Source organism: Snodgrassella alvi wkB2 (genome assembly GCF_000600005.1).
In the GTDB taxonomy this organism is placed as follows: domain Bacteria; phylum Pseudomonadota; class Gammaproteobacteria; order Burkholderiales; family Neisseriaceae; genus Snodgrassella; species Snodgrassella alvi.
The window spans coordinates 2,260,211-2,280,821 of record NZ_CP007446.1 but is presented as its reverse complement, the minus strand read 5'-3'; the positions used below and the strand labels follow the sequence as shown (position 1 = coordinate 2,280,821).

The 20,611-nt window shown below is 42.3% G+C and carries 17 protein-coding genes; 8 read left to right on the top strand and 9 right to left on the bottom strand.

Features of this window, described 5'->3' with window-relative positions; genetic code table 11:
* The first annotated feature begins 257 nt into the window (after positions 1-257).
* Positions 258-1,673, top strand: a complete 1,416-nt coding sequence (locus SALWKB2_RS10350; RefSeq protein ID WP_025331605.1) for a hypothetical protein — start codon at positions 258-260, stop codon at positions 1,671-1,673.
* A gap of 192 nt (positions 1,674-1,865) precedes the next feature.
* Here SALWKB2_RS10350 and SALWKB2_RS10345 read toward each other — a convergent pair whose 3' ends face one another.
* Positions 1,866-2,723 (bottom strand): Vgb family protein, encoded by an 858-nt coding sequence (locus tag SALWKB2_RS10345; RefSeq protein ID WP_144353299.1) that lies wholly within the window; start codon positions 2,721-2,723, stop codon positions 1,866-1,868.
* 507 nt (positions 2,724-3,230) lie between these two features.
* Between SALWKB2_RS10345 and pta the strand changes: the two genes are divergently transcribed.
* Positions 3,231-4,928: a phosphate acetyltransferase gene (gene pta, locus SALWKB2_RS10340; RefSeq protein WP_025331603.1), complete on the top strand. Its 1,698-nt coding sequence runs from the start codon at positions 3,231-3,233 to the stop codon at positions 4,926-4,928.
* An 817-nt stretch (positions 4,929-5,745) separates the two neighbouring features.
* Here the strand turns inward: pta and SALWKB2_RS10335 are convergent.
* Positions 5,746-6,018 (bottom strand): DUF3079 domain-containing protein, encoded by a 273-nt coding sequence (locus SALWKB2_RS10335; protein WP_025331601.1) that lies wholly within the window; start codon positions 6,016-6,018, stop codon positions 5,746-5,748.
* Between the two features lie 169 nt (positions 6,019-6,187).
* Here SALWKB2_RS10335 and SALWKB2_RS10330 point away from each other — a divergent pair, with 169 nt between their 5' ends.
* The 3 genes from SALWKB2_RS10330 (at position 6,188) to SALWKB2_RS10320 (ending at position 8,390) form a co-directional block, all read left to right on the top strand.
* Positions 6,188-7,303: an FAD-dependent oxidoreductase gene (locus tag SALWKB2_RS10330; protein WP_025331600.1), complete on the top strand. Its 1,116-nt coding sequence runs from the start codon at positions 6,188-6,190 to the stop codon at positions 7,301-7,303.
* Positions 7,303-7,497: a sulfur carrier protein ThiS gene (gene thiS / locus SALWKB2_RS10325; RefSeq protein ID WP_025331599.1), complete on the top strand. Its 195-nt coding sequence runs from the start codon at positions 7,303-7,305 to the stop codon at positions 7,495-7,497. The genes SALWKB2_RS10330 and thiS overlap by 1 nt, the downstream gene beginning before the upstream one ends.
* A gap of 365 nt (positions 7,498-7,862) precedes the next feature.
* The gene (locus SALWKB2_RS10320) at positions 7,863-8,390 is read left to right on the top strand and encodes a YagU family protein (protein ID WP_038649059.1); all 528 of its coding nucleotides are present in this window, start codon (positions 7,863-7,865) and stop codon (positions 8,388-8,390) included.
* Positions 8,391-8,588: 198 nt separating this feature from the next.
* Here SALWKB2_RS10320 and SALWKB2_RS10315 read toward each other — a convergent pair whose 3' ends face one another.
* From SALWKB2_RS10315 to SALWKB2_RS12285, 3 genes are all read right to left on the bottom strand, one after another.
* Positions 8,589-9,236, bottom strand: a complete 648-nt coding sequence (locus tag SALWKB2_RS10315) for a peroxiredoxin-like family protein (protein ID WP_025331597.1) — start codon at positions 9,234-9,236, stop codon at positions 8,589-8,591.
* The gene (locus tag SALWKB2_RS10310) at positions 9,223-9,729 is read right to left on the bottom strand and encodes a MarR family winged helix-turn-helix transcriptional regulator (RefSeq protein WP_025331596.1); all 507 of its coding nucleotides are present in this window, start codon (positions 9,727-9,729) and stop codon (positions 9,223-9,225) included. Before SALWKB2_RS10310 ends, SALWKB2_RS10315 begins: the two co-directional genes overlap by 14 nt.
* A gap of 94 nt (positions 9,730-9,823) precedes the next feature.
* Positions 9,824-9,991 carry a hypothetical protein gene (locus SALWKB2_RS12285; protein ID WP_157785011.1) on the bottom strand — a complete coding sequence of 56 codons (168 nt, stop codon included), beginning with the start codon at positions 9,989-9,991 and terminating at the stop codon, positions 9,824-9,826.
* A gap of 277 nt (positions 9,992-10,268) precedes the next feature.
* Here SALWKB2_RS12285 and SALWKB2_RS10305 point away from each other — a divergent pair, with 277 nt between their 5' ends.
* Positions 10,269-11,054: a thiazole synthase gene (locus tag SALWKB2_RS10305; protein ID WP_025331595.1), complete on the top strand. Its 786-nt coding sequence runs from the start codon at positions 10,269-10,271 to the stop codon at positions 11,052-11,054.
* Between the two features lie 239 nt (positions 11,055-11,293).
* Here the strand turns inward: SALWKB2_RS10305 and SALWKB2_RS10300 are convergent, their stop codons facing one another.
* Entirely contained in the window at positions 11,294-12,694 is a 1,401-nt protein-coding gene (locus SALWKB2_RS10300) for an amino acid permease (protein ID WP_025331594.1), read from the bottom strand.
* A 341-nt stretch (positions 12,695-13,035) separates the two neighbouring features.
* Between SALWKB2_RS10300 and SALWKB2_RS10295 the strand changes: the two genes are divergently transcribed.
* Both SALWKB2_RS10295 and pepN read left to right on the top strand, forming a co-directional pair.
* Entirely contained in the window at positions 13,036-14,322 is a 1,287-nt protein-coding gene (locus SALWKB2_RS10295) for an MFS transporter (protein ID WP_025331593.1), read from the top strand.
* Positions 14,323-14,481: 159 nt separating this feature from the next.
* Positions 14,482-17,127 (top strand): aminopeptidase N, encoded by a 2,646-nt coding sequence (pepN, locus tag SALWKB2_RS10290; protein ID WP_025331592.1) that lies wholly within the window; start codon positions 14,482-14,484, stop codon positions 17,125-17,127.
* Between the two features lie 121 nt (positions 17,128-17,248).
* On the opposite strand, the gene efeB is transcribed toward pepN, so the two are convergent.
* From efeB to SALWKB2_RS10275, 3 genes are read right to left on the bottom strand one after another with little or no spacing between them, the layout of a single operon-like run.
* Positions 17,249-18,538: an iron uptake transporter deferrochelatase/peroxidase subunit gene (gene efeB, locus SALWKB2_RS10285; protein WP_025331591.1), complete on the bottom strand. Its 1,290-nt coding sequence runs from the start codon at positions 18,536-18,538 to the stop codon at positions 17,249-17,251.
* 10 nt (positions 18,539-18,548) lie between these two features.
* On the bottom strand, positions 18,549-19,442 hold the full coding sequence (locus SALWKB2_RS10280) for an EfeM/EfeO family lipoprotein (protein ID WP_025331590.1): 894 nt from the start codon (positions 19,440-19,442) through the stop codon (positions 18,549-18,551).
* Positions 19,429-20,247, bottom strand: coding sequence for an FTR1 family protein (locus tag SALWKB2_RS10275; protein WP_025331589.1), 819 nt, complete (start codon positions 20,245-20,247; stop codon positions 19,429-19,431). The genes SALWKB2_RS10280 and SALWKB2_RS10275 overlap by 14 nt, the downstream gene beginning before the upstream one ends.
* Between the last annotated feature and the right edge of the window lie 364 nt (positions 20,248-20,611).

Here is a 20,611-nt window from a genome sequence, read left to right as displayed (position 1 = left end):
TATCTGTTGTCTTTAGCTGATACAGCTACGGCAATATATTATCAGTTTAAATGTTTTAATGCTGTTTGCAGGTTCTATTTTAACTTAATTATAAATCATTCAGGTAGGTATACTGAAATTGCGACGGTGGGATGATGTTATGCACAGAATGAAATCAGGATAAAAGTAAAGGCATTTGTCTGTTTTGTTAACGAGTGTTAATATGCGCCTTTTGTATTTAATCATGCGCCTGTTTTCGCGCCTCTGGAGATCGATAAATGAAAAAAATTTTACTGGTCTTTTTATGTCTGTTGCTGGCAAGCTGTACATTACCGGTTAAACCGGAGGACAAGTTCAAAACCGGTGATTATGTAGGCGGGGTGAAAGTTCTGGCTACTAATTTCAACACTAAGGCTAAGAAGCTAGAACAACAGAATAAGCCCTGGAAGGATAAGGATATTCTGTATTTGCAGGTTACTGTTAGCGGTTTAGTGGAAATGGCGCAGAAAAATATTCAGCAGGCTGCCGTTTCTGATTATGACTTACGGATTAAAAGCTATCAGCTGTTACTGGCGATGAAAACTGAGCTGGAAGATAAAAGTTACAGCACTTATATTGAAAAATATTTAAGCCTGTATACAGTGGATGGTTTGAAAGAATCTCTGGCTATACAGTTTTATCAGCAGGCTAATGCAATTGTGGCTGCAAACAGTGCCGATTATTTGCGCAAGGCTAAATTATACCGGCAAGGCTATGAATATTTTAATTACAAAGATATTAAAAAGCGCGCTGATGATAATCAGAACATGTATTATAAAACTGCTGCTCAGGAATATTACACCGAAGCACAGGCTAATGTCAGAGACAAAAATTATAAACAGGCAGCGGATAATTTCCGCAAAGCTCATGATGTTTATCAGCCTTTGGGCAACTATAAGGACAGTGCCAAATTAGCTGCTATTTATGAAAAAAAATGGCGTACTGCTGAAGCGGAAAGTCACTATCAGGAAGCGCAGGGTATTGTGCGCAAAGCAAGACTTCTGAGTGAATACCGGCAGGCAGCGGCTTTGTTCCGTGCAGCCAGTGATGTGTACAGTCCTTATGGTAACACCTATAAAGATTCTACCAGACAGGCTGGTGTATATGAACGTAAAGGACAGGTACAGATATATATCTACGGGAATGAATTTCTGACTTACCAGATAAGTGTAGTGCTGCAAAAAAGCTATGTCAGCTTTGTAACCAGCCCGAGCGCGGCTAATCTGGTGATTGATGTAAGTATGACCCGCAATCATTTTCAGCAGTATAAGGAAAATATTGAGACGGATGATAAATATGAAAATCTGAAAGTGGGCACGAAAAAAGTTGCTGATGAAAATGGCAATATGGTTGATCAGTCTATTTATGAAGATTTTTATTTCAAACAATATAGTGTGAAGACAATTAATGAAGCGGTGATGAATGCTGAGGTGCACACAAGCGGATTGTATGAATTAAACCGCAGCTACAGTGGGAAAAGTACTTCATCACAAACCTATTACTGGTTTGACGGACATGTTCCCAGAAAATATACGGCATATACAAAAGGTACATTGCTTAGTCGTGATGAGCAGTTAGATGAGGCACGTACTAATCTTTGGTCTCATATGCGCGGAGACATTGCTGAAATAAGCAGAGCACTGGCAAATCTATAGTTGTTTAAAAACTATTTTATTTGTCAGATAGCCGGAAATACATATGTAACAATTCTGTGATCAGGAAATTTCCGGATCGGTATCTGATGATTAAAAGATGCTTATGTAAAAACAAAACCTGAATGAAAGCCATTCAGGTTTTGTTTTAGAAACTGGTTTGAACAGTTTATTGAAACTAATGTCTAGTTTGAACTATTTAGGATTAAAAGCATAAACAGTACCATCCTGCCATGTACCTATGTAATAGCGATTATGATGTAAAGCCAATGCTACTGCTCCAGGTAAAGAGGTAACTAATTTACGTACTGTGCGGGTTTTAATATCAACTGTGCGAACCATATCAGCGCCATTATCAATCACGGCAATCATATTCGGCGAAACGGTGACAATACCTACTCCCGGCCGGTTGAAGTCTTTACCCAGCTCTGTTTGCTGACCATCCGGGCTGATTAAGGTCAGGCGGCCGCTATACTGGGAAACTACCAGACTGTTATCCGGTAACTGTGTTACACCAACGGGTGTGGATAGGCCGCGTGCAATAATTTCTTTGCGACCGTTATTTAAATCAAGAGCCACAATTTCTCCGGTGGAACGGTTGGTAATCAGTAATTTTCCCGAATTGGAAAAAGCAATACCTGTCGGGGTATGGTAGCCATCAGAAATTTTTTCAGCTTTGCCGTCAGCAGTTATTTTGAGAATATAATCATCGCTGTATGATGATACGTAAATATTATCTTTTGCATCAATTACAATACCGGCAGGAGAGGAAATATTGGAATAAATAGTTTTACGCTCACCGTTGGCGGTTATTTTAGTGATTGAATTGCCAGACCAGTTGGTAACATACATGGCATCTGAGCTATCAAAAGCAATGCCTGTGGGCGCATCAAAAGAAGCTGCTACGGTGGTTAATCCGGTATTATCTGCTGATGTTTTAGATGCAGTTGCTCCGGTTGTTGAGCTGACCATATTACTCCTTCCGTATAAATATAAAGTACATAAAGCAAGACAAGCAAAAACAATGGTATATAAGGAGAGTTTTTTCATCATGAGTATCCTGCTAAAAGTTAAATCAGAAATAAATGATTAATAGTTTGTCATAATCATGCTCTGAAAGTGATGTACATAAATGATGCATGGATAGAACCTATCAAAAGCGTACACAAAAAACAGAAAGTACAGAAATACGAAATCAGCGATATAAAATAAATATCAGCGAAGGAACTCAGCGATAGCAACAAAAGGCATTTATGCAGTGTTATTGATAAATTTTTATTAGCTGAAAATCCATTTTACAGATATGGATGATTCTCTTTAGTTTAAGCTAATGTTTAATATGACATTTTAATAATAGAGATTAACGGTACTATGCTGGTAATGATTATGCTGCTCATTGCTTAAAAATTGGTAACAGGCTGTGATATCCGGCTGGCTTATGTTTTTTCATGCAAAAGTTGATGTAACTTATAATATAGCGCAGCGAAGTAAATTATAATCGTTAGCGATAAGATAAGTGCAGTATTTGCTGCTAGTGTAATTTAAATGAAAGGGATGTTTATGTCACAATTTTTGCTGGTGCCGACAGGAACTCAGACAAATATAACTGCTGTAGGTTTGGGCGTGGCGCAGGTATTTGTACAAACAGGTCATGTGCCTTTGTACTTTAAACCAATTGCTGAAGATGTGGCTAAGGATAATACATCTGAACTTGTACAGGCTGTATTGAATCAGAAATTACCGGTACCGCAATCTCTAAGCAATCTGGATGAACGTGTATATCAGGGACAGGCAGATGATGTAGTAGAAGAATTTGTTGCTGCTTTCCACGAGATGGACGAAATTAAACACGATGTGGTTGTTATTGAAGGTGCAATACCTGAAGCAGGCCGTACATATCTGCCGGCACAGAATGTGAAAATTGCGGCTGCATTGAATGCCCGGGTAATTCTGGTAGCAGCAGTGGCCGGTCAGACAGCAACGGCGGTGGCTGCGCAATTAAAACTAACTTTGCATGATTATGCACACGGACATACTGAAATCAGTGGATTTATTTTAACTGCGGATGCACAGAATGTACCGTCTGCCGGTTTTGCGGCGGATGTTCAGGCTGAACTGGCTAAACATGGTAAGCAGCTGGAATGTATCGGTCTGGTTACTGTACCGGCAGATGTACAGGTTGCACAGGCACAGGAAGCTGCTAAAGCGGTAGCGGCACAATTAAATGCAGACGTGCTGGGTAGCGAACTGGCGAAACCTGTAGCAACACATCTGGCACCGGCAGCGTTTCGCTATCAGATGATGGCACGTGCCCGTGCGGCGAATAAACGCATTGTTCTGCCTGAAGGCAATGAACCGCGTACTATTGCTGCGGCTGCAATTTGTGAGAATAAAGGTATCGCCCGTTGTGTGCTGCTGGCCAAAAAAGCAGAAGTGGAAGCAGTGGCTCAGTCTAAAGGCATTACTTTGCCTGCATCTCTGGAAATTATTGATCCTGACAGTATCCGAGAACGTTATATTGCTCCAATGGTCGAACTGAGAAAGAGCAAGGGTCTGACTCCGGAACAGGCTGCTGAACAGTTACAGGATACGGTAGTTCTGGGCACAATGATGCTGGCTACCGGTGATGTAGACGGTCTGGTATCCGGTGCTGTACATACAACGGCCAATACTATTCGTCCGGCTTTGCAGCTGATTAAAACTGCGCCGGGGGCCAGTCTGGTATCCAGTGTATTCTTTATGCTGATGCCGGATCAGGTTCTGGTATATGGTGACTGTGCTGTTAATCCGAATCCTACAGCCGAACAGCTGGCTGATATTGCTATTCAGTCTGCCGATTCTGCTAAAGCATTCGGTATTGAACCCAAAGTAGCAATGATTTCATATTCTACTGGCTCATCCGGCAGTGGTCCTGATGTTGAGACTGTTACCGCAGCGACCAAACTGGCACAGCAAAAACGTCCTGATTTACATATTGACGGTCCTTTACAATATGATGCTGCCAGCGTACCAAGTGTGGGCAAACAGAAAGCACCGGACAGCAAAGTAGCCGGTCAGGCAACTGTATTTGTATTCCCTGATCTGAATACGGGTAACACTACTTACAAAGCAGTACAGCGCAGTGCACATGTGCTGAGTGTTGGTCCGATGTTGCAGGGTCTGAATAAACCGGTAAATGATTTGTCACGCGGTGCCCTGATTGAAGATATTGTGTATACCATTGCACTGACGGCAATTCAGGCAGTACAGATGAACTAGGCAAGATATTACAAGCCCGCAGGCATTGTAATTTTGTTATACAGCAGACAGATGATAGTAATATCATTTGTCTGTTTTTAATTTTTGGTAATAACTTTTAATAAATCTATTCTTTTGAGAAATATTATTTCTAATTTTAGTTATAAAAAGGTAGATTGTTGTCTTTTGGTGCTATATATTTACAAACTATTGTCAAAATTGAATTCATAAATTACAGTCTATTACACAGACGATGATCTGAAAAAAGCCAAGAATACAGAGGCATAATTTAAAAATAGAGGAAATATTACGGTATTAAATACTCGCCTGCAGATATTTGCAGGCGTTTTATTTTTATCTGCTGTTATTTTGATCTAAAAACCATTTCTGTGCACACATGCCGGCTAGGTTGCTGCCCGCTGCTGTTCACTATTTGCAATATTGTTTCAGGTATTGGTTTATCTGAAAGAATCTACTATTTTAAATAAATATAATATATACGGGTTTGGAATTTTACCAAAATACAGTTTTTTATACTGTAATACCATCATTCAGAATCATTTTATTTTGTATTGCATAGCCACTATTTTCTGTAATATGGATAGCGATGGTAATTTTTCGGGTCGGTTTTCAATCTTGTATCTGGTTTGCAAGTATATCAATATGATTTTTAATCATAAATTGAGTTTGATGGTCAGTCCGGTTCATGCTGAATTAACTTAGCATGATGTGCACCATATGCTTGTGTGTATCAAATTATGAGCTGGATTAAAGAAATTGTTTTTTTGCGACATAGGTTCTGACAGGGAAGTGTATTTGCTGTTACATTAGGGACAGCTTATTTTTTTAACGCCAATTTGATATGGGGTTTATGTGGTTTCTCTTCCGGTAAAGAGGGTTTACCGGCGGCAGCAATCTGTGCGCGCTGTGCTTCTGAAAGCAAGCCAGACCAGTCTCCGTCCAGATACCATTGCTCGCCGAAATCTTCGCAGGGATGCGGAATACGGATACAGCCATTACCACATTGCAAATCATCAGCACGACAATATTTATCACAACCCCAGCAGATTCGTTCGGGATGTTTCGGGTGTAACGGAAAAACCTTGGCCATGATGATGCATACTTGTGACGATTGATATGAAGTTATACCTGCTAAGATAGTTTTATTCAAGGAACGGTTAAATGAAAACCTTGTAATATTTTGTCTGGATGAGGTGCTGATGGTACCGGATGCAGACTGAAATTGAATACAGATTCTAGTCAACAAAAATGGGTGCACGATGAAACAATATGATGTTGCAGTGCTGGGAGGCGGTTTATTGGGACGTTTGACTGCCTGGTTATTGGCAGAGCAGGGTTGTAAAGTAATATTATTTAATGCCGGTAAACGTAATGGTGAAGGTGCTGCTGCTTTTGCAGCGGCAGCTATGCTGGCACCTACAGCCGAGGCAGTAGAAGCAACGCCGCTTGTTGTGCAACTGGGTTATACCAGTCTGCCTATTTGGCGCCAGTGGGTGGATTCGTTTCCAACGCCGGTATTTATGCAGCAAAATGGTTCATTGATTGTATGGCATCCGCAGGATCGTGCCTTAGCAAAACAATTTACTAATCACTTGCAGCGTGCCCATCAGGATAACAGCGTCTGGCAGATGTGGGATAAACAGGCAATCAGTGAGCATGAACCACAGCTGGCCGGACGTTTTAAGCAGGGATTGTTTTTACCGACCGAGGGGCAGCTGGATAATCGCCAGACATTACTGGCTCTGGCCGATGTGCTCGAGCAAAAGCAGGTTAGCTGTCACTGGGAGCAGAGCAGTGATCTGGCTGAATGTGCCGGTCTGGCTCACTGGACGCTGGATTGCCGCGGCTATGGCGGCAAAAGTAGCTGGAATAGCCACGGTCAGAGCCGTCTGCGCGGGGTACGGGGAGAAGTGCTGCGGGTTTATGCGCCTGATATTGAGCTTAATCGTCCGGTACGGATATTGCATCCGCGCTATCCTATTTATATTGCACCCAAACAGAATAAGTTGTTTGTTATTGGTGCTACACAGATTGAAAGTGAAGATGACAGTAATCTGAGTGTGCGCAGCGGTCTGGAGCTGATGTCTGCTTTGCATACTGTTCATTCGGCATTCGGTGAAGCAAGGATACTGGAAAGTATGGCCGAACTGCGTCCGACACTTAATCACGAAAGCCCGGAAATACGTTATGATAAGCAAAATTATGTAGTGTCCGTAAATGGTCTGTTCCGGCACGGTTTTATGATTTCGCCAGCAGTAAGTATTGCGACAGTACGGGTATTACAGGCCTTAATGCAGCAGCAATCCATTCCGGATGCGCCGGCACGCTATCATATTGATGTTTTACCGGAAAATGACAATGGAGAAACAGATTAATGGATATTAGTGTTAATGATGATGTAATTGATTTTAATGGTAATACTGTGGCTGATCTATTGGAGCAGCTGATGCCGGAATCACCATTTGCTGTTTCGGTAAATACTTGTTTTATATCTAAAAAACAATATTCTGTTTATCAGTTGCAGCCGCAGGATAAAGTGGATATTGTCAGACCGGTAGTGGGCGGGTAGTACCCGCTGGTAGTTAAGTTTTATTTTGAAAACCCTGTTTGATACAGGGTTTTTGCTTATCTGGCAACAGCCGGTTTATACCTGCCGGGAAGAATAATTTACTTTGTTTATCTATAAATGAATTGGTGATTTGAGCAGTGAAAATTCGATGAGAGGTATATGGATTTTCCGGTATACAAAATCAGTATATTGCTGATTAAACAGCCATTCAGATTTTTAAACAGTTATTTATGCTCTGCTGGAGAGATATTCGGAGGGTAAATTTACTTGATTTAGCATTAAATATGCATTTACACTTGCGACCCCAATTTTGGGTTAATTAATAGAAAAAAAAGTAATCATTATTACATTAAGAGGAAATAATTATGTCTAATCTGTTTACTCGCACACAACCATCCAGTCGCAATTACGGTGTAGCCTTTTTTGCCGGTATTATGGGCGGTCTGGTTTCTGCATTTGTGAAATCAGGTACGGAAGGAATAATGCCGCCACGAACCCCGGATCGTATAGCACCGCCCATTCAGATGATTCAGGATATGGGTATTGATATTCACAGCATGGTTTACATCTATTCAGATCAGTTAGTGAACTGGGGTGGTAGTACCATACATATTCTGTTTTCAATTGTATGGGCTATTATTTACTGTATGGCTGCTGAAATTTTTCCTAAAGTTAAATTATGGCAGGGTCTGGCTTTTGGTATTGGTGTAACCATTCTGTTTCACGGTATTATGCTGCCGGTGCTGAATTTATCTCCGGCACCATGGAATCTGCCGTTTGATGAATTGTTTTCTGAACTTGTTGGTACGCTATTATGGATGTGGACAATTGAAATCTTCCGCCGCGATCTGCGTAACCGCCTGACCGAAAAACCGGATCCGGAGTTTCAGTAAAACTCATCTGATTTATGCATGATGTACCGGCTTATATGCTTAAGACCGGATACGATGCCCGTGTATATCTGTAACAATCGGGAAAATATTATTTAGCCGCTATTCCTGATGATACAGACATGCACGGGCATTATGTTAAGCACTTCAGCTTGCTGGCTTTGGTGCTTTGTGATGGATGAAATCATGATGATGGCAGGCTTAATCTTTTTTCAGTGCTTTGATTAGTTCCGAAGTGTCAGCTCTTTCCATGTAATTGACATTGATATAGGAAAAGATAACTTTTTTATTTTGGTCGATAATATAAGTGGCTGGTATGGGCAGCTGATAACTGTCATCGCCATTAAAATCAGGCAGATTTGCACCTAAGTTTTTGTATAAATTTCTGACATTCTCAGGTAAGGTAAATACCAGACCGTACTGTTTGGCTATCTGATTACCCGTATCCGATAAAATAGTCAGATTAATATTGTGTTCCTGTATTAATTGAGCGCTGATATCAGGTTTTTGCGGAGAAATAGCGATAAAGTGAACGTCTTGAGTATCGAGGATTAATTTCAGATTTTGGTTAAAGTGTTCTAATTCTTTAACACAAAACGGACACCAGCTGCCCCGGAAAAAACTGAGAATGACTGGTTTTGTCTCCAGCAATTTATAGAGTTCGATTTTTTGATTATTTGTCGCTACCAGAGAAAAATCTGGTGCGGTATCTCCGCTTTTTATGGCATGGCAATCTAAATTCTGCGTAAGCATTTCTGATAATGAATTTCCCATTACATTCAATACTTCTGCAGGTAACTGGGTAAACATTTCTTGCTGTATTGATTTTAGCTCTTCAATTATTTTCATTATGACTTTCCTGTTGTGAAACGTTTTGATGAATTTGTTGCAGAATTTTTTTAAATATCGTTAATTCTTCAGCAGATAAATTTTGGGTTATTTTTTCTATCCACTGGCTGTGCTGATGCAGAATTTCTTTAACCAGTTTAGTGCCGGTATCAGTTAATGAGACGAGGGAAATTCTTTTATCCTGACTGGCAGTTCTTTTTGAAATCAGTTTTTCATTAACTAGTGAGCTGATTAGTGTTGTTGTTGATGCTTTGGTTATGCCTAATAATTTAGCAATTTCTTGTAATGACAGCTCAGGATATTCTTTTAACAATACTAAAATAATCAGCCTGCTTTCAGATAAATGAAATTGCTGCAGACGTTTGGCGCATTCAATATCAATAGTGTTTGCAACGGATAATAGAGTAAAGCATGTCTTAATTTTATCCAGATCTGCAATTTTTTCTTTTTCCAGAACATTACAAAAGGATAAATAACGGTTTTCAAGTTGCATATGGTTATTTCTATAAATTAGTTAGTGACCTTACTATTTATTAATTATAGTATAGACTAGGAAAATTATTGTCAATAATTTCAGAATTGTATTGTTATGGTAAATTGATATGAATGGCTGTGTTTGCTGTTTTCCGGATGGTTGTAGTAATTAAGAATTTATTTGTTTTCTTAGATATTTCTGAAATTTTTTGCTTGATGGCCAGGATAAATTGAATTGTCGTAACCATGCCGGCAGAAAGAGAAGCTGCAAACGTTTTCATTTATTAGGACTGATATTTACCATGACATTTATTACACAGGGTTTTTGTTTCCTATCATGATAAAAGCTATGTGTGCGGTGCTTTGATATTTAAAATAAAAATATTAATTATGATAATTAGATGTATATGCACTGGGTAATAATAACAAATGTCGTTTTAAGTGAAAATAAGTGAAAAGTTATTGTTTTTGTTATAAAGTATAAATACTTTGTGCAGTTTGCCTTTATAGCTTGTAGTTGGAAGATTTTTATTTTTTATGTTAACGGGGGAAGTGAATATGGCTTTACAACTTTATGATGAAGAGTTTAATAGTCGTTTGTTGTTAGGCACTGCTGCTTATCCCACACTCGAAGTACTGCGTACCGCAGTTAGGAAAGCGCAGCCGGCTATGATTACGGTTGCTTTACGCCGTCAGAGCGCAACTTCGGCAGAGCATGGGCAGGGTATATGGGGATTGTTGCAGGAGCTGGCTGTACCGATTCTTCCTAATACCGCCGGTTGTCTGAGTGTAGAAGAGGCGGTAACAACTGCGCAGATGGCTCGCGAGGTATTTGAAACAGACTGGATCAAGCTTGAACTGATTGGTGATGATGATACCTTGCAGCCGGATGTATTTCAGCTGGTGCGTGCAGCCGAAATCCTGATTAAAGAGGGTTTCAAGGTACTGCCATATTGTACTGAAGATTTGATTGCCTGCCGTCGCTTGCTGGATGCCGGTTGTCAGGCATTGATGCCATGGGCTGCACCGATTGGTACCGGTCTGGGACCAGTACATGAATATGCCTTGCATGTCCTGCGTGAACGCTTACCGGATATTCCTCTGCTTGTTGATGCAGGGCTAGGCTTACCTTCGCATGCGGCAAAAGTAATGGAGTGGGGTTTTGACGGGGTATTGCTGAATACCGCGGTTTCACGTAGTGGCTTGCCGGTGATGATGGCAGAAGCGTTTGCACTGGCTGTTAATGCAGGAAGAATGGCTTATGAAGCGGAGCCGGTAGTACCGCGGGACAATGCACAGGCCTCTACACCCCAGGTAGGACAGCCGTTCTGGCACTATGCTTAACTATGTTTTCATTTGTCACTGAATACTGAGCATGTGTGAAATGGCTTAGCGGTTATTGCTTAATAGCTGCCGGATAAGGAGAATTCTCCCAATAGCATTTAGATTTGAAGAGCAGCAAGCGGATTAAGATTAGTAATCAATAAAAGACCTAAAGCGTATATAAGCTTTAGGTCTTTTATTGATTATTCTGTCCTGTTTAATTGATGCATATGTAATTAAACAGGACAGATTTTTGGGTATTAATGATTCAGATGGTCTGTATCGGTATAGGTAATGCGTTTTTTCAGTTGCTGACGATACAATGGCAGGAACATAGTCAGCAGAATAAACCACACTGGTGTGGCGATCAGACCGGTAAGCGTATCTTTATCCTGACTGAACAGGTATAGGACAAAAACGAAAAATATCAGAGTGGCATAACACATGGGTATACCCAGAGGCATTTTGTAAACTGAGCGCGCATGCGCTTCAGGATAAAGCCGGCGGTAGCGCAGATAGGCAATCAGAATGACTGCCCATACAAAAATAAAACAAATACTGGATACGGTGGTGACAATCGTGAATACTTTCATTACGTCGCCTTCCGCATAAAGCAGAACAACGCCAATCAGCAGCAGAGCACAAGAATATAACAGACCGTTTTGCGGCACTCCGTTGGCGGACAGCTGCGCAAAAGCCTTCGGACCAACACCGTTTTTTGACAGACCGTACAGCATACGGCCGGTAGAATACATACCGCTGTTGGCGGAAGACAGTGCAGAGGTGAGTACAACAAAATTAATAATAGTGGCCGCAGCACTGATGCCAATCAGGGTAAACATATTGACGAACGGGCTGCGGTCGGGGGCGACCATATTCCACGGGGTAACCGTCATAATAATGGTTAGTGCCAGTACGTAGAAAATAATGACACGCACTGGTATTTTATTAATGGCAGCCGGCAGGGTGGTATTTGGATCATCTGTTTCGGCTGAAGCGGTACCGACCAGCTCAATGCCGACAAAAGCAAAGATAGCAATCTGAAATGCGGCAAAAAAACCTGACCAGCCATGAGGCATCCAGCCGCCATAAGACCATAAGTTGCTGATTTTGGCTTGAATACCGCTGGGGCTGGTAAAGCCGGTTAGTAATAAATAGCCGCCACAGCCGATAAGCGCGAGAATCGCCAGAATTTTAATCAGGGCAAACCAGAATTCCAGTTCGCCGAAGAGTTTGACCGATAAAAGATTCAGCGCCAGCAGGATGGCAATGCAGATAATGCCGGGCAGCCATAATGGCACTTCCGGCCACCAGAACTGAGTATAGCCGGTAATCGCTACGATATCTGCCATACCAATCACTACCCAGCAAAACCAGTATGACCAGCCGACATAATAACCTATAGTCGGATTCAGGATATCGGTAGTGAAATCGACAAAAGATTTGTAATGCAGATTGTGCAGCAGTAATTCACCCATGGCACGCATCACAAAAAATAGAAATGCGCCGATGATTATATAGGTAAACAACACAGATGGTCCGGCCAGGCTGATCGTACGGCCTGAACCCATAAACAGACCGGTGCCGATTGCGCCACCAATAGCAATCAATTGTAAATGTCGGTTTTTCAGTGTGCGTTTTAACTCAGGTGGTCGGCTCATGGTGTATCCTTTACAGACTGGAAAACAAAACAAAAATAGAAAACATGGTTTTATTTTTAGAAGTGTATACGTTGATATAAAGTTAATTATGATAAATATATATACTGCTAACCACAGACTGGTTCATCACTATGTTTATATACATTTATTGATATAAGCATTTTACCGGTATATACCGGTTCGAATTTGTAATACTTTATCACAGTTTATTGTTGTTGCCGGCAATATCTGAATATAGTTGTTGAGAATGAGAGCCTGTTGTATTAAGGTGATGGTGTTACCGGTTTTAGACCGGTATAAAAAGACATAATAACAGATAAATAAGGAAGGAGAGCTTGTCCATGCGCGCAATCCAGACCGGATTAGTGGTGGGCTATGGTTTTATTGTGATGTTTATCAGCACAGCCATAAAAGGGGTTTATCAGGTTTATTTTACCAGTCTGGTAGATCATTATGCTGTGAGTATTGAAACAATGGCTCTGGTTGGTGGTTTTTTTGGCCTTGCGCAAGGTATTTACTCAGCATTAGTCGGTAAGCTGTGTGACCGTTGTGGTGCTGGTCATGTTCTGTTATCGGGAATGCTGGCTGCTGCCTGTGCCTTTTTACTATTTTCCTCTAGTAACAGTTTCATGACTTTTGTGCTGGGGTTTCTGCTGCTGGCTGCATATGCGGTTGCTGCACTGACTTTTGTACCGGTCAGTATTCTGATTGACAGATATGTGATACCTGAGCGGCGCCAGTTTGCGTATGTGCTGACCACTAACGGTATCGCTGCCGGTCTGATGATATTGTCTCCTCTGTGGATTTATCTGGACGGGTTTATCTCATGGCCGATGCTTTGTGCTATTTTGGCCGGTGTATTTGCCTGTCTGGCTATTGTTCCGGCATTGCTGAACTGGATGGAAGGTATCCGGGTGCCTGAAAAAGTAATAGTGCAGCCTGCAAATATATCATCTAAATCTAAGCCTAAGCCGGTCAGCCCGAATATTACCGCACCTTTACCCCGTTACTGGTATCTGGACCGTCGGTTTGTGCTGTCTGCCTTAGCTTTTTCCGGCTGCGGTACGTCAATGATTTTTATTGATGTACATTATGTTCCGACAATACAGGAAATATTAAGCCAGAATGAAACCGCCAATCTGTTTACCGGTACTTCACTGAGTTTGCTGGGGCTGGCGGAAGCCGTGGGCAGTGTACTGATTGGTTATCTGGTGGCTAAAAAAGTATCTCTGCCTTTATTGCTGTGTCTGCTGTATATCGTGCGTTGTATAACGCTCATGGCACTGGCTCTGTGGCCGGAACCAATGATGGTACCGCTGTTCGGGATTTTTTTCGGAATAACTTATATGGGAACCGTCATTATTATATCCCGTCTGGCCGGTTCTATTTTCGGTTATCGGTATAAAGGCTTTATTTTTGGTGCATTTTTTCTGATTCATCAGATTAGCGGTTTATTAACCGCCTGGCTTGGTGGTTTGCTGCGGGTATATTGCGGTAGTTATTTTCCGGTTATCTGTTTTGTTGCTATATGGATGGCATTATCAGCAGCTGCCTCTTTATTGTTATCTATGCTGAAAAAAAATGATAGTTCTGATAACGGTGGTCGTTATCAGGTTAAATATGAATAATAATTGCCAATTCTGCTATTAATAGCCGGCAGGAATTGAGAACGGCGAACATGGCCGTATTTAAAGATAATTATGTTGCCGGACAGGGCATGATGAGGTTGATTGTATTGATGGCAGTCGTACAATAACCGAAACAGATTTGAATAAAGAGTGTTAATGATGAGTGAAGAAAAAGTGGTTCATTATCTTAAAGATTATCAGGCACCGGATTTTGCGGTGGCAGATATTAATCTGACTTTTACTCTGGACGAAGCTTATACCACAGTAATCAATCGTATGACTGTTGTACCAAAGCAGACGCAAAAACCTTGTGTGCTTGATGGCAGTGCGGAACTATTGCAGATTGTTTTAGATGGTAAATCCTTATATCCGCATGAGTATGCTGTGGCAGATGAAAAGCTGATTATTCATACGGTACCGGACAGACAGTTTGTGCTGGAAATCACGACCAGACTATATCCGGCACAGAATAAAACGCTGATGGGTTTATATGAATCCGGTAATAATCTGTATACCCAGAATGAGCCGGAGGGCTTCCGTAAAATTACTTATTACTTTGACCGTCCGGATGTGATGAGCCAGTTTACCACCACCATTATTGGTGACAAAGAGCAGTATCCGGTTATGCTGTCTAACGGTAATCTGATTGATAATGGTGAGCTGGATAATGGCCGTCACTGGGTATGCTGGCGTGACCCGTTTGCCAAGCCAAGCTATCTGTTTGCTCTGGTAGCAGGCAAGCTGGCGGTGCTCGAAGGCAGTTTTACTACCTGTAGCGGTAAAGAAGTGGCGCTGAAATTTTATACCCGTCCGGAAGACCGTGCTAAGGCAGGTTTTGCTCTGGAGTCGCTGAAGCATGCCATGCAGTGGGATGAAGAGCGCTTTAATCTGGAATATGATTTAAATATTTTTATGGTGGTGGCTGTTGGTGATTTTAATATGGGCGCCATGGAAAATAAGGGCCTGAATATTTTCAACACCAAATATGTGCTTGCCAGCAGTGATACAGCTACAGATGCTGATTTTGAGGCGATAGAGGGTGTGATCGGGCATGAGTATTTCCACAACTGGACAGGTAACCGGGTCACTTGCCGGGACTGGTTTCAGTTGTCGCTGAAAGAGGGGCTGACCGTTTTTCGTGATCAGGAATTTTCAGCCGACCGGGCCAGCAGAGCTGTTCGCCGTATTCATAATGTCAGAGTATTGCGCAGTATGCAGTTTGCGGAAGATGCCGGTCCGATGGCACATCCGGTACGACCGGCTTCATACGAGGAAATGAATAATTTCTATACGTTGACTGTGTATGAAAAAGGTGCCGAAGTGGTACGTATGTACCATACTCTTCTCGGTGAAGCAGGTTTTCAGAAAGGAATGCAGCTTTATTTCCAGCGGCATGACGGACAGGCTGTTACCTGTGACGATTTTCGTGCGGCTATGGCTGATGCCAATGGTGTTAATCTGGAACAGTTTGCGTTGTGGTACAGTCAGGCCGGTACACCGCAGGTTAAAGCACGTGGTGAATATGATGCGGAAAAACGTACATTTAGTCTGCATTTGCAGCAATCTATTCCGCCCACACCGGATATGAATGAAAAACAGCCAATGGTGATTCCGGTAAAAGCCGGTTTAATCGGTAAAGATGGCTCACTAGTTTCGTTCCGGCTGGATAACAGTGAATCTGTGGTTGAGGAAGCGGTACTGGTATTTAATCAGGCTGAGCAGACTTTTGTCTTTAATGATGTAACACAAGAAGTAATACCGTCATTATTGCGCGGATTCAGTGCTCCGGTGAGACTGGAGTATCCCTATAGTGATGCTGATTTAATGCTGTTACTGGCACATGATAGTGATTCTTTTGCCCGCTGGGAAGCAGCACAAACTCTGTACCGGCGTGCCATTACGGCAAATCTGGCTGCGCTTGAAGCCGGTCAGCCTGTACCACATCATGCTGCGCTGGCTCAGGCCATTACGGCGGCACTGAATGCTGATATTGATCCGGCGTATAAGGCAGTGTTGTTGCAAGTACCGGCTGAAGCTGAATTGTGGGAAGATGCTCAGAGCATTAATCCCGAGCTGTATGTTCGTGCACGTCAGGCACTGTTGCAGGATCTGGCTTGCAGTATGGAGGATACACTGACACACTGGCGTCAGTGGGCTGATGAGCAGGAGCAGAACAGCAAACATGCTGCCCCGCAGGAATACCATCCTGATCTGGCCGGTATTCGCAGCCTGCGCAATACTTTACTGCAATGGGGCGTACAGGCCAGAGCAGAATTATTGCAAAGCATTGCTGCTGAGTATCCGCAGCGGGCTACCAATATGACGCATGAATTCGGAATGCTTCTGGCCATTAATCATTTGGCTGATACAAAGCGTAATGAGTTATTAGACCAGTTTGCTCAGCGCCATGCTCATGATGATTTGGTCATGGATAAGTATTTTACTCTGATAGGCAGCAGCCAGCGGACGGATACTTTGCAACAGGTGCAGGCAGCATTACAGAACCACGCTTTCAGCTTAGAAAATCCGAATAAGGTACGTTCTTTACTGGGTAGCTTTAGCCGGAATATTCAGCACTTTCATGCGGCCGATGGCAGTGGTTACCGTTTTATTGCTGAGCATATATTGCACATTGACGGATTTAATCCGCAGGTGGCTTCTCGTCTGGTACAGGCATTTAATCTGTACGGTCGGCTGGAACCGCAACGCAAAGCCTTAATGGCTGAGCAGTTACAGCGGATTCAAAAACATGACGGGCTGTCCAAAGATAGCCGTGAAATTGTAGATAAAATATTAGGTGGCTGAGGAATTGCTGATTTATTTAGTGATAAGTCAGATAAATGAAAGCACTACAGTTGATGCTGTAGTGCTTTTTTATTTCAGTATTTTATTTTTTAAGACTTATAAACATCTGTTTTGATACTGTTTATCCTTCAAGCAGCAGTCTGCCCAGATAGTCATTTTCTTTGGCCATTCCCGGTAAAACAAAGAAAAATCCGCCGCCGAATGGTTTGATATAACGTTCCATCGGTTCGCCATTCAGGCGATTCTGGGTATCAATAAAACCTTTTTTCAGGTCGTTCTGATAGGCAACAAAAATCAGACCCATATCAAGTTGCCCGTTAGGTAATACACCCAGCGAGTAACTGAAACTGCGCCGGCGCAGTTTGGCCACGTGCCGTTCAGGAATACGTGGTTCTGCACGGCGCATGTGTGAATCAAACAGAATGCGGTCGCCATGAGGGTCACTGTTCATTTTCGGGTCATCCATTTCATGCTGCATACCAATGGGTGCTCCGCTGGTTTTGTAACGGCCAAAATCATTTTCCTGATCTTCCAGCGGGGTTCTGTCCCAGAATTCGAGATTGAAGCGAATCAGACGGATTGCCTGATAACTGCCGCCCAGACACCATGCCGGTTCCTGGTTGTTCTTGGTTACCCATACCAGTTCATCCATCAGTTTGCTATCACTAATGGAGCCATTACCGGTACCGTCTTTAAAACCAAACAGATTAATAGCGGTAGTGTGATTGTCGATATCTCTGGCCGGTAGAAATCCATCCATTTTCCATACCGGCACCATATACTGATTACAATGACTAATCAGATCGCGCAGGGCATAAATGACACTTTCGCGGCTGTTGGCGCAGAACTGGATTGATAAATCTCCGCCGCACCATGCTTTTTCCAGCCGGTCGTTGGGAAAGCGGGGCATAGGAATCAGTTTTTTGGGTTTGAGCTGAGACAGACCAAAACGCTGGTCAAACAGGCTGGCACCCACGGCCAGGGTAATTGTCAGTGAGTCGGGAGACAGATTTTGACCCAGCAGCCCGGATTCTGCCGGAGGAAGCTGGTCATTTTTACCTGCTGTGAGTGTTTGTGGTCTGGTGAGATAGGCAATACGTTGTGAAATCCGCTGGAATAACTGTTGCAGCTCTTTTTTGTTTTTTACAGTAACGTTGAAGACAACAAAGATAGCTTCTTTGGTGTCGGGGGTAATTACGCCAGCCTGATGGCTACCCCAGTAATCAACGGCCTGATTGTAATCATGAGTACAGTTGCCGGCCGCATTGGCTGCTTTGACGGCGCTAAGACTGGCGAAACCCAGCCCTCCGGCCAGCAGCATTTTCATGCTATTGCGTCGCGTAGTGCTGGCCGGATTGTCTTCAGGCGAAGCAGTTGAGACAGGCTGATGTCTGAAAGTGTTTTTAGACATAACTTGAACCTTAATGAGGATATTTATAATAAACACGTATATTTAGTTGCGCCCTAAGCTGGGCCAGCCGTGCTGTCTGCGTACTTAGTAAGGAGTACAGGATATCGTGATCTGTCTGGCTGAGCCGGCTGAAACTTTGGAATTGGTTCTGGGGCAGTTGATAATGCTGCAGAATGGCAAAAATCTGCTGGTAACCATGATTCAGTGTTTTACGCTGCTCTGCCGGAATAAAGCTCTGCAGATGCTGGATGATTTGTGCTGAACCGGTTACATTGGCATGGATATCGGCCAGATCACTGTGGCTATACTGATTTTCTTTGCCGGCAAGTTTGGTTTGCAGAATCATTTCCAGAAAGTCGGATGCTGACTGAACTATTTTGGCAATATCCAGATCATCGGCAGCTACACGTTTTTGTAAATCAATAATTTCATATTGCAGATTGCTGTTTTCTGCCTGTGCTTGCTGTAGGTCTTTGAGTTTAAATAAATCATATTCTAAACGGTGAAAACCGCTGAAATTCGGATCATCGGTACCTTGCAGATAATAATCAGCGCGCGAATTAATATTCTGGTCGGCATTACCAAACAGTTTAACGATAACCCGTACTTGTTCGTAACTCTGATGGGCACGGATATAATTTTGTTGCGCCTGTTGCAGCTGTCCGTTTTTGCAGGCATTCTCAATCGCATTAAGATATTGCTGAGTGGTTTTTAGTTGCAGTACAACTTCCTGCTGATAATTACGAATTGCTGACTGGTATTTTTCCGGAGTGGGAATATCCCCTTTTGCGACTACAGCATTAGAATCATTGATAATTGGTGCCCTTAAACCATGTGCTACAGCAATGGCAGGCACCAGTAAAGAGCAAATAATAAATAGTGTACAGAACTTATTCTGTGTCATTTAAAATTTTCCTTAAGAAGAGCTGTATGGCGATTAATAGCAGGAAACTAACAAATGAAATGATGCTAAACCATACAGGCGGCGAATTATAGGCAGAAATTAAGTCAGGAAAGCTGTCGGACAGAAAGCTATTGTCAATAAAATGTGAGATTTTCACTGCCGGCCACATCATAATATCAGGAAGGGGTTCATTGTGTGTCGACAGATATACACCTGCTTTGACATATGAGGGGAAAATCAGAACTAACATTATAATACTGGTTATGATAAGGTATTTTTTCAACTGCATGCGGCGGCTAATTACAACAAATGGATAAAATGTCAGGGCAGATACTGCAATGCCGGAAATTACGGTAAGGCATAAATTAGTATAATCAGGATTATTCAGCTGTCTGATCTGACCGGACAACCATAAGATAACTTCATTGCCTGCACAGGCAATGGTAAGTGCTGCTATGAACATGGCTGCTGTCCATGAACGTGCCATCTGTTGAGCTTTTTTCTGTTCCTTTGCTGATCCCATGCTCAGGATATACTCAAACATCAAAAATACAACTAAAAATGTCAATAAAGTAATCAATATCAATATGCTCATCATAAGCATTTTTTGATTTTTTTCGGGAATATATCTGAACACACCACCGATAATTGCTGCCAGAAACAGTACACCGAGTATCAAGCCGCTAAACAGATGGCGCATCCCGCTTTTGCTGTCCGGATTATGCTTAATCCATGAGTAAATAACGCCGACAACAATCAGTGTTACAAAGCATTCACGCCAGACAATAAAAAAGGTTTGTTCCATTCTAAATCTCGTTTTATTTTAAAATTAATTGATTTAAAGACCTGTTCCGATGAAATTTATAGTTACAGGGTTTTTCAGTGCAATTGTAGCAACTGATGAAGCATTGCGCCGATTACTTTTTATTGTGACAGCAGGGGACAAACGTGACATATCTTTTGTTCGTATTCACCATATTGCAGCAAGTAATAGATATGGTTGATAAGGGTGTTAAGTGCTGGGGCATGATTTTCAGCCTGAGCTAGTTATCAGTAATGCTAGAGAAGGATAAGGCTGTATAAAAACACTCAAATCATGATTGAATGGTGCCGGTAAATCATATGCTGAAGAAATAACCGGCACATGCCCAAAGTAAGTAAATCAGATA

Bases quoted from the DNA above. Each gene is read 5' to 3' on its own strand.
- SALWKB2_RS10275 (WP_025331589.1), bottom strand. From the start codon at position 20,247: ATGGAACAAACCTTTTTTATTGTCTGGCGTGAATGCTTTGTAACACTG.
- SALWKB2_RS10335 (WP_025331601.1), bottom strand. From the start codon at position 6,018: ATGGCCAAGGTTTTTCCGTTACACCCGAAACATCCCGAACGAATCTGC.
- efeB (WP_025331591.1), bottom strand. From the start codon at position 18,538: ATGTCTAAAAACACTTTCAGACATCAGCCTGTCTCAACTGCTTCGCCT.
- SALWKB2_RS10300 (WP_025331594.1), bottom strand. From the start codon at position 12,694: ATGAGCCGACCACCTGAGTTAAAACGCACACTGAAAAACCGACATTTA.
- SALWKB2_RS10350 (WP_025331605.1), top strand. From the start codon at position 258: ATGAAAAAAATTTTACTGGTCTTTTTATGTCTGTTGCTGGCAAGCTGT.
- SALWKB2_RS10280 (WP_025331590.1), bottom strand. From the start codon at position 19,442: ATGACACAGAATAAGTTCTGTACACTATTTATTATTTGCTCTTTACTG.
- pta (WP_025331603.1), top strand. From the start codon at position 3,231: ATGTCACAATTTTTGCTGGTGCCGACAGGAACTCAGACAAATATAACT.
- SALWKB2_RS12285 (WP_157785011.1), bottom strand. From the start codon at position 9,991: ATGAAAACGTTTGCAGCTTCTCTTTCTGCCGGCATGGTTACGACAATT.
- SALWKB2_RS10315 (WP_025331597.1), bottom strand. From the start codon at position 9,236: ATGAAAATAATTGAAGAGCTAAAATCAATACAGCAAGAAATGTTTACC.
- SALWKB2_RS10295 (WP_025331593.1), top strand. From the start codon at position 13,036: ATGCGCGCAATCCAGACCGGATTAGTGGTGGGCTATGGTTTTATTGTG.
- SALWKB2_RS10345 (WP_144353299.1), bottom strand. From the start codon at position 2,723: ATGATGAAAAAACTCTCCTTATATACCATTGTTTTTGCTTGTCTTGCT.
- thiS (WP_025331599.1), top strand. From the start codon at position 7,303: ATGGATATTAGTGTTAATGATGATGTAATTGATTTTAATGGTAATACT.
- SALWKB2_RS10330 (WP_025331600.1), top strand. From the start codon at position 6,188: ATGAAACAATATGATGTTGCAGTGCTGGGAGGCGGTTTATTGGGACGT.
- SALWKB2_RS10320 (WP_038649059.1), top strand. From the start codon at position 7,863: ATGTCTAATCTGTTTACTCGCACACAACCATCCAGTCGCAATTACGGT.
- pepN (WP_025331592.1), top strand. From the start codon at position 14,482: ATGAGTGAAGAAAAAGTGGTTCATTATCTTAAAGATTATCAGGCACCG.
- SALWKB2_RS10310 (WP_025331596.1), bottom strand. From the start codon at position 9,729: ATGCAACTTGAAAACCGTTATTTATCCTTTTGTAATGTTCTGGAAAAA.
- SALWKB2_RS10305 (WP_025331595.1), top strand. From the start codon at position 10,269: ATGGCTTTACAACTTTATGATGAAGAGTTTAATAGTCGTTTGTTGTTA.